This is a genomic window from Caballeronia sp. LZ043 (genome assembly GCF_031451075.1).
GTDB lineage: Bacteria > Pseudomonadota > Gammaproteobacteria > Burkholderiales > Burkholderiaceae > Caballeronia.
The window spans coordinates 1,169,915-1,182,932 of the sequence record NZ_JARUXT010000002.1 but is presented as its reverse complement, the minus strand read 5'-3'; the positions used below and the strand labels follow the sequence as shown (position 1 = coordinate 1,182,932).

Genomic DNA, 13,018 nt, shown 5'->3' with positions numbered 1-13,018 from the left:
ATGACGGCGGTATCCGGACCGCGCGCGCCGCGCGATTTCCGCGTGGCGCTGGTCGGCGTGCTCGGGCTGGTGGCGTTGTGCCTGTCGATTGCCGGCATCCACGGCGAACTGAGCGGCGCATCGTTCTGGTCGACGCTCTTCACGCCCGACCGCACCGACCTGCATCAGGTGCTGGTGCGCGACAGCATGTTGCCGCGCATCGCCATGACGCTGCTATGCGGCAGCGCGCTCGCGCTGGCCGGCACGCTCGCACAGCAGGTTCTGCGCAATCCGCTCGCGGAGCCGATGACGCTCGGCATCTTCCCCGGCGCCTATCTCGCGCTGATGCTCGCCGAACTGTGGGCGCCTTCGCTGCTGGCGAGCGGACGCATGGCCGTCGCGCTCGGCGGCGGCGCGCTGGCGATGACACTCGTGTTCGCGCTCGCATGGCGGCAGCGGATGTCGTCGCTGGCGGTGATCCTGTCGGGCATGATCGTCAACCTGTATTGCGGCGCGATTGCGCTCGGCATCACGCTCGCGCACTTCGACCTGATGCGCGGCCTGATGATCTGGGGCGGCGGCGCGCTCGACCAGACCGGCTGGCACGAGAGCGCGCGGTTGTTCGTCGGCGTGCTCGCGTGCTTCGTGCTGACGGCCTTCATGCTGCGTCCGCTCGGCGTGTTCGAGGCCGGCGATTCGACCGTGCAGGGACTGGGCATCGCACTGCAGCGCACGCGATTCGCGGCCTTGCTGATCGCCGTGGTGCTGACTGCGTGCGTGGTGTCGGCGGTGGGCGTGATCGGCTTCGTCGGACTGGCCGCGCCGACGCTCGCGCGGCTCGCGGGCGCGCGGCGGCTGCGTCAGCGGCTCGTGTGGGCGCCGTGTCTCGGCGCCGTGCTGCTCTGGTGCACCGATGAAATCGTCCGCGTGATCGCATCGGGCGAACTGTTCTCGGCGCATCTGGTGCCCACCGGCACCGTCACCTCCTTGCTCGGCGTGCCGCTGCTGCTCGCGCTGCTGCCGCGTCTGCGCACCCAGCCGGACCTGCATGCGGCGGCCGTCGCGCATGCACCGCCCGCGAAGCTGGAGCGCCGCCTGCCGTGGGCGTGCGCCGCGCTCGTGGCGGTGCTGGTGCTGTCGTTCTGTGTGTCGCGCGGACTCGATGGCTGGCGCTTCGCCAGCCGCAGCGATCTCGACGCGCTGATGTTCTGGCGCCTGCCGCATACCGTCGCGGCGCTCGCGGCGGGCGTGCTGCTCGCGGTCGCGGGCACGCTGATCCAGCGCGTCACCGCCAATCCGATGGCCAGCCCCGACCTGCTCGGCGTGAGTTCGGGCGGGGCGCTCGGCATCGTGGTCGTGTTGTTCGCGGGTTTGACGCCGTCGCCGGGCGTGCTGTTCGCCGGCTGCCTCGCGGGCGCGATCGTCACGCTGGCGCTGCTGCTGTGGCTCGGATCGAAGGCCGCGTTCGCGCCAGAACGGCTGCTGCTGATCGGCGTGGCCATCAGCGCGCTGTTTCAGGCCGTGGTCGGCGCGCTGCTCGCAAGCGGCGATCCGCGCGGCGGCATGCTGATGAACTTCATCATCGGCTCGACCTATTACGTCGAAGCGTCGTCCGCTTACACGGCCGCCGCCATCGCCGTGCTCGGGCTGGCGCTCGCGCCGCTGCTGTCGCGCTGGCTGGAGGCGCTCGGACTCGGCACCCACATGGCCGAGGGACTCGGCGTGCCCGTCACGCGCGCGCGCTTTGCCATCCTGATCGTGGCGGCGCTGCTGACGGCGGCATCGACGTTGATTGTCGGACCCTTGTCGTTCGTCGGCCTGATCGCGCCGCATGTCGCGCGCTATTCGGGCGCGCGCCGTCCCGGCGTGCAGATCTTCGTCGCCGCGATCTTCGGTGCGCTGCTGATGGGCTTCGCGGAATGGCTCGGCCGCCAGCTCATGTTCCCCGAGGAAATGCCCGCGGGTCTGGTCGCGACGCTCATTGGCGGGCCTTATCTGATCGCGCTGACGCTGCGCAAATCCGTGTCAGCTACGTGACGAATCTCTCCCGCGCAGGGGATTAGCACGTCGGCTTTTTGAAAGCAAGACATAAACTGTGTCAAGGCTTGCAAATGCGAATCATTCTTGTATAGTGTCGATGTCGAGACGGAAGCGCGCCAGAATTTCACGCCGTCTCGTCACGTCGATGACGTGTTCAGCATTCAGCATGACCTGCGCGCGACGCTGTTCCCGGCCATGACGGACAGACGTGCACGCTGTTCGTCGGGCGCCTCGCTGTATCTCCAGATTCTCAACTTGGCAATCCTGAACACGTCCATCGATGCGATGGGCGCCAGGGTTTTCCACGAGTCTTCTTCGGGTCTTCAACGGGTTTCCACCATCAGGCAGATGCGATCAGCACAATGAATAACAACAGACAACGGCGCCGCGCACCGCGGCCCAACCACCGCTTGCCCGTCCGATCGGGACTCACGCCCATTGCGCTGGCGCTGGTCGCCATGTGGGGCACGTCCGCGCATGCGCAACAAGCCACGGACGCGCAGCCGTCGAATCGCAATCTGCCAGCCATCGAAGTGAATGCCACGCCGGATGCCACCACGGAAGGCAGCGGCACGTATTCCGGCCGCACGGCGACGGTCGCGGGCAAGACGGAGCAGTCCATCAAGGAGATTCCGGCATCGGTGTCGGTGCTGACGCGTCAGCGCATGGACGACCAGAACCTGACGACCATCCAGGACGCGCTCAAATACGTGACCGGCGTGGAGTCGGTGGATTACGGCGACGGCACCGCCTACTACAAGGCGCGCGGCAACTTCCTGGGCGTGCAGTTCGATGGCGTGTCGACGCCGGGCGGCCTCCAATATCTGCAACAGTTCGACCTCGCGATGTACGACCGCATCGAAGTGTTGCGCGGCCCGACTGGCGTGATGGACGGTGTGACGGATCCGGGCGGCACGGTGAACTTCGTGCGCAAGCGTCCGCAGGACACCTTCCATGTGGCGACGGAAACGCAGGTCGGCTCGTTCGGCAGCTTCCGCCAGATGATCGACGTGACCGGCCCGCTGAACAAGGACGGCTCGCTGCGCGGCCGCGCGGTGCTGGTGGGCAGCGACGGCTTGCAGTCGGTGGATGGCACGCGCCAGAAGGAAGTGATGGCGTACGGCGCCATCGACTACGACTTCAACCCGCGCACCACGTTGTCGCTGTCGGCGGCGTATCAGGTCAACCCGATCAGCGGCATCGATTACGGCGTGAGCGGCGTGACCGATCCGGACGGCAATCTGCTCGGCCGATTGCAGAGTTCGTACACGCAGAACTTCAGCCCGAGCTGGAACTACTCGTACAGCGCGATGGAAGAGGTCAACGGCAATCTCGTGCATCGCTTCGAGAACGGCTGGAAGTCCAACACGACGCTGTTCTATCGCCATCTGCTGACGAAGGCCGACTATGCGTACGCGGGTCCGGGCACGACCGCGGACGGATTGAGTTTCTACGGCGAGCAACGCCAGCGCAACACCTATAACTGGTGGGGCGCGGATACCAACGTGAGCGGCCCGATCCGCGCGTTCGGCCAGACCCATACGCTGACGATCGGTGCGAACTATTCGCTGCAGACGGGCACCGCGGATTCGGGTTTTGCTGCGCTGAACGGTCCGTTCGACGGCCAGACTTTCAACGTATTCGATCCGAACGCCGTGCCGAAAACGGACGTGCCGTTCACTTTCGGATCGAACAACCGCACCGAGCAGTACGGCATTTACGCGCAGGCGCGCATCAAGCTGCTGACGCCGTTGACGCTCGTGCTCGGCGCGCGTGAAGCCTTCCTGCAGGAAACGTCCCAGTCCACGCTTCCGACCGTCGAGGACTGGAGCACGCAGGCGCAGGTCAATCACCGTTTCCTGCCAAGCGCGGGGCTCGTGTATGACATCACGCGCTCGATGACGGCTTACGCAAGTTATTCCCGCTTCCTGACCGCGCAGACCGCGCTCACCTATACGGGCGGACTGTTGCCCCCGCGCTCCGGCGAGCAATACGAAGTCGGCCTGAAGACCAGCTTCCTGAACAACCGGCTGACGACCACGGCGGCGGCGTTCCACATCAACGACAACAACCGCGCGATCACCGACCCGAACAATCCGACCGGCTCGATCGCGGGCGGCAAGTCGACGGACGAAGGTTTCGAGTTCGAGGTCGCGGGCCAGCCGTTGGCGAACTGGAACGTGTATGCGGGCTACACGTACCTGAACGTCAACTATGAAAACGATCAGCCGGATCTGACGACCGGCACCGATCCGAAGCATCTGTTCAAGCTGTGGACGAACTACCTGTTCACCCAGGGCACACTGCGCGGCTTCTCGGTGGGCGGGGGCATGCTGGCGCAGACGCGCATTTCGCGCGGCGTCGAGCAGGGCGCATACGCGATCTTCAACGCGCAGATGGGCTATCAGTTCAACAAGCACCTTCAGGCGTCGCTCAACCTGAACAACATCTTCAACCGCGATTACTACATTCGTCCGCCGGGCACTTTCTTCAGCGAGTTCGGTCAGCGTCGCAATGTGATGTTGACGGTCCGGTCGGACTTTTAAAAGCGCGTCGAGCCGGCATGCCGCGACATGCCGGCCGACACGCAGCAGCAGATCCCATCCGGCGAGCCGTACGCGGACGGCACGGCTCAACACACGGGCGCAACACGTTTCTCTCATCTTCAGTGAGTCAGCCGCAGGAATACGATCATGACGCAACCCTCGTCTTCATTGTTTGACTTCTCACCCTTCGCGGGCCAGAGCGAACGCTATGTCGGCCTCATCAAGCAGTTCGCCGCCGCGCAGCCGTTTCGCAGCGCGGAGGTCAGCGAACTGGTGCTCGACGACGACTACCATCGCCGGCCGCTGCGCCCCGAAGACTTCGAGTTCCTCAAGTTCGCGAAGCCGGTGCGCCCGCATAACGTGAGCCGCCTGCCTGCGCTGGCATCGAACCGTACCTTGCTGTCGATCTACGAACTGGGCACGGCGCGTTTGCCGGCCTCGGCCGCGCCCGCCGACTGGCAACGCTTCGTCGAGTTCTATGGCGAAGAGGCGCAGGTGCTCGGCGCACAGATTGCGCCGTTCCTCGAAGCGTACGCGTTCGAGTATCTGTGCCAGGAGCAGACCGCCGATGCGACGCAAGGACTCGCCCGCATCCTCGATGCCGAACTGCAGTTCTGGGATCAAACGTTTGCGCGGCTGATGCGCAACGATTACCTCGAGGAAGGCTTGCGTTTCATCATGGTGCAGCGCTGGTCGCTGGCGCCGTCGAAGCAGCGCGCGCTGGCGCGGGCGGCGGCGAGCGGCCTGTTCGACATGCTTCCCGCCGACCAGCGTCCCGCACCCGACACCGATGCAACCGATGCCGCGCTGTACGCGAAAGTAGCCGCATCGTGCGGCGTGACGCGTCAGCAGCATGCGTACTGGCAGTTCTATCTGCCGACCAGCCTGGCCAAGTGCAACCTGCTGTATGCGCTCGCGCGCCGGCCGGATCGCGCGTTCGGGCTGGTGGGCGCGGCGTTCGCGGCGGAAGCGGAAGCGCTGGCATTCAGCATCGCGCTCGAACGCGCCTGTGCGCATCTGAAGCCTGCGAACCGTAGCAACGATGATGCGCAGTCGCGCAAGGATGCGCTGTTGCGGCGCGGCGCGCAGGCGCTCGAAACGATCGGCGCGGCCTACGGTGCCTCTGCCGTGGCGATGACCGCGCAAGGCATGGCTGCCGGCGAACGGCTGGCCGAACGCGCGCGCTGGGATCTCGGCGAACAATTGCTGTGGCTGTCGTCGATCCGTCATTACGTGGCGTTCGCGCACCGCATCAGCACGCGTATCGACGCCGAATGTCCGGACATCGATCGCGAGACCTTCATCGAGCCGCATGAGATGTGCTCGACCACGCACGTTCACAACGATCACCGGCTCGTGACCATCCAGGAAGGCGAGATGCTCTTCTGGGGCAATCTCGGCATGCAGCTGAAGATGAACGAGGGCGACATGGTGCTGATTCCCGATGGCCGTCTGCATGGCTCGACGGTGGTATCGGGCGAATGCACCTATCACCAGCCGATCATTCCCGACGACTGGGTCCGCGCGCTGGTTGCGGAGCTCGACGCGAAGGCGTCGGCCTGAACGAAAAGCATCATCCCAGAGCGTCCGGCACAGGACGCCTGTTTCCCTGCAAGAAACGCTTTCATCGACGAGCCGCGGCGTCTGCGGCTCGCGCGCGCGTTCGCCCGTGCAAGAGGCAGGGGCGCGCGTGAAGAACGAGGATATCGACGATGCAAAGGAACGAGGAAACAGTGGACGATCAAGCAAAGAGCGTCAATGCTGAAACGCAAGCGGGCGCGCCCGCAGGCAGCGGGTTCGATCCGGGCGACTGGAAGAGCCGCATCATCGCCGGGCGCGCCACGGGTGCGGAGGTGCAGCCGCCCGCGTGGCTGGATGCCTCTTACGAGACGCTGCGCGCGCAGGTCATGGATCCGGCTTATCCGTGCTTCTTCGGCACGATGGCCGAGAAGCGCGGCGAGATGTTCTATTCGTATGTGAACGGCAAGGACATCGGCCAGCTTGCCGCGACCATGCAGACCTTCGCGGAACTGGTCTCGCTGCCGGAGTATCGCAAGAACAATATTGCGGTGTTCTTCGAGCCGGATGCCGAGCCGCTCTCGCACGACGCCTATCACGCGCTGTTCTGGAAGATCCTCCAGCATCTGCACGATGTCGATCCGGACCCGCACGCGGACGCGCAGCCGGAGCCGTCGAGCGAGGACTGGGAGTTCTCCTTCGCGGGTGTGGAGACCTTCGTGGTGTGCGCGTGCCCGTCGTTCCGCGCGCGGCACAGCCGCAATCTCGGTTCGGGCATGGTGCTGCTGTTCCAGCCGCGCAGCGTGTTCGTCGACACGATCACCAACAAGGTCATCGGCCGCGAGGCGCGCAATCAGGTGCGCAAGCGTCTGGAGACCTGGGACGAGATCGGCGCGCATCCGGATCTCGGTTTCTTCGGCGATCCGGGCAATCTCGAATGGAAGCAATACTTCCTCGACGATGCCAACACCCCCGCCGACGACCGTTGTCCGTTCCTCAAGCGCAAGCGCATGGCGCAGCAGGAAGCGCCTGTCGTGGAGACGCGCAAGCCGCCCGCCGATCCCGCGCGCCCGACGTGGTGGCAGCCGCGGCCCGTGTCGCCGGACGAGGCGCGTTATCCGCTGCGTCCGGTGCATCTCGAAGTGGAGCGGCACGCGGTGTCGTACGGCGAGCGGACGGTGCGCGAGTATGACGAGGACTGAGGCGTAATGGCATCACAGGCACAAGGCGCGGACGGGATGGACATGGCTGAGAACATGATTGAGCGGTTGCGGGCGCTGGCCGCTTCGCGCGGCACGGACACGGCGCTCGTGACGGTCGATGCGCACGGCGACACGCGTTACGACTACGCGCAACTCGACCGCCGCGCGACCGCGCTGGCGCGGCGTCTGCGCGGCGCGGACGGCTGGACCGAAGGCATGCGCGTGCTGCTGATGATGGATAGCGGCATCGACTATGTGGCCGCGTTCTTCGGCTGCCTGTATGCCGGAGCGACGGCGGTGCCGGCGTATCCGCCGGAGTCGCGGCGCGGCCAGCACCTGGCGCGCTTGCAGGCGATTGCCGCCGATGCCGACGCTGCCTTCATCGTCACGACGGATGCGCTCGAAGCCAGCCTGGGCGACGCCTTCGCCGAGATCGCGCCGCAAGCCGTGCGCGTCTTGATGGACGCGCTCGTTGCGGACCCGGATGCGTCATCGTTCGAGCCGTATCGCGCGACGCCGGCGGATGTGGCGTTCCTGCAATACACGTCCGGTTCGACCTCGAGCCCCAAGGGCGTGATGGTCACGCACGGCAGCCTGTGGGCCAACGAAGCGGCGATCCGCGCGGGCCTGAGCGTCACGGGCGACGACGTGTTCGTGAGCTGGCTGCCGCTGTATCACGACATGGGGTTGATCGGCACCTTGTCGCAACCGGTGTTCAGCGGCATTCCGCTCGTGCTGATGTCGCCGCAGTATTTCCTGGAGCGGCCGGTGCGCTGGCTCGAAGCGATTGCGCGGCATCGCGGCAGCATTTCCGGCGGTCCTGATTTTGCGTATCGGCTGTGTGCGGACCGCGTCGGCGACGAGCAGCGCGATGCGCTCGATCTGTCGAGCTGGCGCGTGGCGTTCTCCGGCTCGGAGCCGGTGCGCAAGCCGACGCTCGATGCCTTCGTCGCACGCTTTGCTTCCGCGCGTTTCGATGCAGGCGCGCTGTTTCCCTGCTACGGGCTTGCCGAAGCGACGCTTTACGTGAGCGGCGTGGCGCGCGGTGCGGGTGCGCGCGCGGCATCGTTCGATCAGGCCGCGATGGAGCAGGGCCGCGTTGCCGTCGCGGCGGGCGAGGCCGATTCCGCCGCGCTGGTGTCGTGCGGCAAGGCCGCGCCGGGGCATGAGATTGCCATCGTCGATACGGACAGCGGCGCGGTGCTCGCGCCGGGCCACATTGGCGAGATTTGTGTGAGCGGGCCGAGCGTCGCGGCGGGCTACTGGCGGCGCGAGGACGCGAGCGCCTCGGCGTTCAGGACGCGCGGCGGCGTGACCTGGCTGCATACCGGCGATCTCGGTTTCCTGCACGACGGCGAGCTGTACGTGGCGGGACGCATCAAGGATCTGCTGATCGTGCGCGGACGCAATCTGTATCCGCAGGATCTCGAACTGGCGATTGAACGCGAGGTCGAGCTTGTGCGGCGCGGCCGGGTGGCGGCGTTCGCCGTCGAGATCGACGGGCAGGCGGCGATCGGCATCGCAGCCGAGGTGTCGCCGAAGATGCGCAAGCTGGTTGCGGCGCAGGACATCGCGGCGGCCTTGACGGAAGCCGTCGCGCAGACGTGCGGCGAAACGGCCGGCGCGATCGTGCTGCTCGATCCGGGCGGCTTGCCGAAGACGTCGAGCGGCAAGGTGCAGCGCGCGGCCTGTGCGCTCGGCTGGCGGAAGCGTTCGCTCGACGCGTACGCATGGTTCCTGCAAGGCCGCCGCATCGATAGCGACGAAGCGCCGCAAGCCGCGCCTGTGACGCTGGACGAGATGGAAGCGGCGCTGGCCGCGCTGTGGCGCGATGCGTTGCACGGCGCCGGCGCGCTCACTGCCGACGCCAACTTCTTCGCGCATGGCGGCAGTTCGCTCGCGGCCGTGCAGGTCGCGGCGGCGATCCGCGCGCGCTGGTCGATCGATTTCATGCCGCGCGATGTCTTTGCCGCGCCCGTGTTGCGCGACGCGGCAGCCCGCGTGCGCGAGCGGATGGCACACGTGGCGCAAGGGCAGGCTCAGACTGAAGCACTGCCGCTCCTCGACGACGCACAGCGCGCCCGTTCGCGTGCCTCGGACGCGCAACGCGGCCTGTGGCTGACGTGGTCGCACGATCCATCGAGCGCCGCGTACAACATGAGCGGCGTATTGCGGCTGCACGGCGCGCTTGACGTGGCCGCGCTGCAACGCGCTTTCCAGACCGTCGTGAAGCAGCACGATATCTTGCGCGCTCGCTTCGTGATCGACGATGAAGGCGAGGCCGTGCAACTCATCGACGACACGCTCGATATCACGCTGGGCCACTCGTGCGATGAAGGCACATTTGAAGCACTCGCGGACCGCATCGCCCGCGCGCCATTCGATCTGGAAACCGGTCCGCTCGTGCGGGCGCATCTGGTCAGCGTAAGCGAAGACGAGCATCGGCTGGTGCTGGCGCTGCATCACATCATCGCGGATGGCTGGTCGGTGAACGTGCTGCTCGCAGCGCTGGCCGATGCGTACTACGCGCGTCCCGAACCCACGGCGCGGCGCGTGCAGTCCGCCGATTACACCGCGTGGAGCCGCGCCTCGGCCGATGCTTCCACGCTCGCCCGTCAACTCGACTACTGGCGCGCGCAACTCGCCGCCGACGGCGATCCCGCGCAAGCCGCGCGTCTGTTCCCGGCTGCGGCGGAGGCCACGCGCGGCCGCCAGCGCAGCGCAAAGTTTGCGCTCGAAGCCGATCTGGCCGCCCGCATGCGACGGCTCGCGGGCGAACATCGCGCTTCGTTGTTCATGACGGTGCTGGCTGTCTTCAACGTGGTGCTGCATGTATTGAGCGGCAAGGACGATATCCGCATCGGCGCGCCGGTGTCGTCGCGCAAGCGGCCTGAGGCGCAGCATCTGATCGGCTATTTCATCGACATGCAGGTGCTGCGTTCGCGCGTCGAACGGCAGCAGGATTTCGGCGCGCTGGTCGATGCCGCCCGTGAAACCGTGCTCGCGGCACAGGAGCATCAGGACGTGCCGTTCGACCGGCTGATGAGCGCCTTGCTGCCGAAGCGCGCGCAAGCCGGCGACGCGCTGTTTCAGGTGAAGCTCACCGAACAGCGTCCGTTCGCGGCGCATGGATTCGCACCGCTCGATGCGTCGCTGCACGTGCTGCTGAACGATGCCCCGCACTTCGACCTCGCCGTCGATTTCACCGATACCGGTGCGCAGATCGATTTCCTCGTCGCCTATGACGATGCCGTGTTCAATGCCGCGTTCATCGCGCGTCTGACTCGATTGTTCGCGACGTTGGCACAACGCCTGACCGATGCGCCGCAGGAAGCGATCGGACGCCATGTGGACGAAGCGCCGTCAGCGGACGTGCTGACCATGTGGGCCGACAGCGTCGCGCGTCATCCGGACAAGATCGCCTTGCGCGATGGCGCACGCAGCGCGACCTTCACCGAACTCGACGCCGCCGCCAGCGTGCTCGCCGCGCGTCTCGTCGAGCATGGCGCGGTGAGGGAGGCGCGGGTCGGCGTGCTGGCGGAGCGGTCGATCGAACATGTGCTGGGCATGCTGGCCGCGCTGAAGGCGGGCGCGACCTGGGTGCCGCTCGATCCGGCCGCGCCCGCCGCGCGCCTGAGCGCCCAGTTGCGTGATTGCGGCGCGCGGGTGCTGCTGCATGCCGCCGCGTTGCCCGACGGGCTGGACACGGCGCAGGCCGTGCCGCTCGACGTGAGCTTCGCGGCCGGCGAGAACACGCAAGCCAAGTTGCCGTGCGTGGTTCATCCCGATCAGGCCGCGTACATGATCTATACGTCGGGTTCGACGGGCGAGCCGAAGGGCGTGGTGGTCTCGCATCGCGCGCTCGGCAGCTATGTGCGCGGCATGCTGGACACGCTGCGCGCGAGCCCCGACGCGTCCTTCGCGATGGTCTCGACACCCGCCGCCGATCTCGGCCATACCGTGCTGTTCGGCGCGCTGTGCTCGGCGCGCACGCTGCATCTGCTCGCACCGGAACTGGCCTTCAATCCCGATCAGTTCGCGCGCTATATGGCGGAACATGAAGTGGGCGTGCTGAAGATCGTGCCGGGGCATCTGTCGGCGTTGCTGAGTGCGGCTCGCCCGCGCGACGTGTTGCCGTGGGATGCGTTGATCGTCGGCGGCGAGACGACTTCCGCCGCGCTGCTCGCGCGTTTGCAGGCGCTCGCACCCGCGTGCCGCATCTTCAATCACTATGGCCCGACAGAAACGACGGTGGGCGTCGCGATGTACGCGCAGCGCGGCCCGCTCGACGCACAGCGCGATCTGCCGCTCGGTGCCGCGCTGCCCCGCGCGCGCCTTCACGTGCTCGACGATGCGCTCCAGCCGGTCGAATCAGGTGCAATTGGCGAACTGTACGTGGGTGGGCCGTCCGTCGCGCGGGGTTATCACGGCCGTGCGGCGCTGAGCGCGGAGCGCTTCGTGCCCGATCCGTTCGCTTCGGGCGCGCGGCTGTATCGGACGGGGGATTGCGTGCGGATCCATGCGGACGGCATGCTCGACTATCTGGGCCGTGCGGACGATCAGTTGAAGGTCCGGGGCTACCGCGTGGAACCGGCCGAGGTGGAGCGCGCGCTGCGGCGTGTGGAAGGCGTTCGCGAAGCTGCCGTGCTCGGGCATGAAGCGGCGGGCGGCTTGCGCCTGGCGGCCGTCGTGACCGGCGATGCAACGGCGGACACGGTGCGCGGCGCGCTCGCGGCATGGCTGCCGGAATACATGGTGCCCGCCGATATCGTCGCCGTCGCGGCCTTGCCGCTGAACGCGAACGGCAAGCTCGACCGTGTGGCTTTGCGGACGCTGTTGCCGTCGGTGTCGGAGAGCGCGCCTGCGGACGCCGCCGATGCGCCGCATGGCGCAACCGAAGTCGCGCTCGCGCGGATCTGGGCTGACGTGATCGGCATGGAGCCGGGATCGATCAGCCGGCATCGCAACTTCTTCGAATCGGGCGGCGACTCGATTCTCGGTCTCAAGGTGGTGGCGAAGGCCCGCAAGGCCAAGCTGTCGATCACGCCGAAGCTGCTGTTCCAGCGGCTCACGCTGGCGCAACTGGCGGCGCGGCTCGATGAGGCGTCGGCTGTCAAGGCGGCGCCGCAGAGCACGATTCCGCGCCTGCCTGAGGCATCGCGAGGGCGCACGCTCGCTTCGCATGCGCAGCAGCGTCAGTGGTTCATGTGGCAACTGGCGCCGGAGAGCAGCGCGTATCACGTGGCGGGTGGCTTGTGGCTGAACGGTGACGTGGATGCTTCTGCGTTGAAGGCGAGCGTCGAGGCGATCGTCGCAAGGCATGAGGTGTTGCGTACGCGCTTCGTTGCTGATGACGCGGGTCAGGTGCAGCAGTGGATCGAACCGCAGGGAACGCTTGACTGGCAGGAAGCGTCATTACCGGCGACGCAGATCGATGACGCAGCGCGTATGCTCGCGAGCCGTCCGTTCGATCTGGCGCAAGGGCCGTTGCTGCGTGCAGGGCTTTTTCACACGCAGGAAGCGGGCAAAAGCCTGTTCGTGCTGGCGATGCATCACATCGTCTCGGATGGCTGGTCGGTGCGTGTGCTGCTCGAAGAACTGGTGGCGCATTACCGCGCAGCGGTGTTGAAAGAGCCGTTGAAGCTGGCGGCGCTGCCGGTGCAATACGCGGACTATGCGGCATGGCAACGCGACTGGCTGGAAGCAGGCGAGCGCGAGCAGCAATTGACCTAC

The 13,018-nt window shown here is 66.7% G+C and carries 5 protein-coding genes; all 5 read left to right on the top strand.

Annotated elements, in window-relative coordinates; translation table 11 throughout:
* Complete coding sequence (gene fhuB / locus QCE64_RS19030; RefSeq protein WP_310005526.1) at positions 1-2,016, top strand: Fe(3+)-hydroxamate ABC transporter permease FhuB; 2,016 nt, start codon at positions 1-3, stop codon at positions 2,014-2,016.
* A 413-nt stretch (positions 2,017-2,429) separates the two neighbouring features.
* Positions 2,430-4,565 carry a TonB-dependent siderophore receptor gene (locus QCE64_RS19025; protein WP_310005524.1) on the top strand — a complete coding sequence of 712 codons (2,136 nt, stop codon included), beginning with the start codon at positions 2,430-2,432 and terminating at the stop codon, positions 4,563-4,565.
* A gap of 147 nt (positions 4,566-4,712) precedes the next feature.
* Entirely contained in the window at positions 4,713-6,128 is a 1,416-nt protein-coding gene (locus QCE64_RS19020; RefSeq protein WP_310005522.1) for a peptide synthetase, read from the top strand.
* Positions 6,129-6,298: 170 nt separating this feature from the next.
* Positions 6,299-7,285 carry a YqcI/YcgG family protein gene (locus QCE64_RS19015; protein WP_404987396.1) on the top strand — a complete coding sequence of 329 codons (987 nt, stop codon included), beginning with the start codon at positions 6,299-6,301 and terminating at the stop codon, positions 7,283-7,285.
* 6 nt (positions 7,286-7,291) lie between these two features.
* A partial coding sequence (locus QCE64_RS19010; RefSeq protein WP_310005520.1) for a non-ribosomal peptide synthetase occupies positions 7,292-13,018 on the top strand: 5,727 nt, incomplete at its 3' end.

Excerpts from the sequence above, each read along its gene's own strand:
- fhuB (WP_310005526.1), top strand. The coding sequence starts at position 1 with ATGACGGCGGTATCCGGACCGCGCGCGCCGCGCGATTTCCGCGTGGCG.
- QCE64_RS19020 (WP_310005522.1), top strand. The coding sequence starts at position 4,713 with ATGACGCAACCCTCGTCTTCATTGTTTGACTTCTCACCCTTCGCGGGC.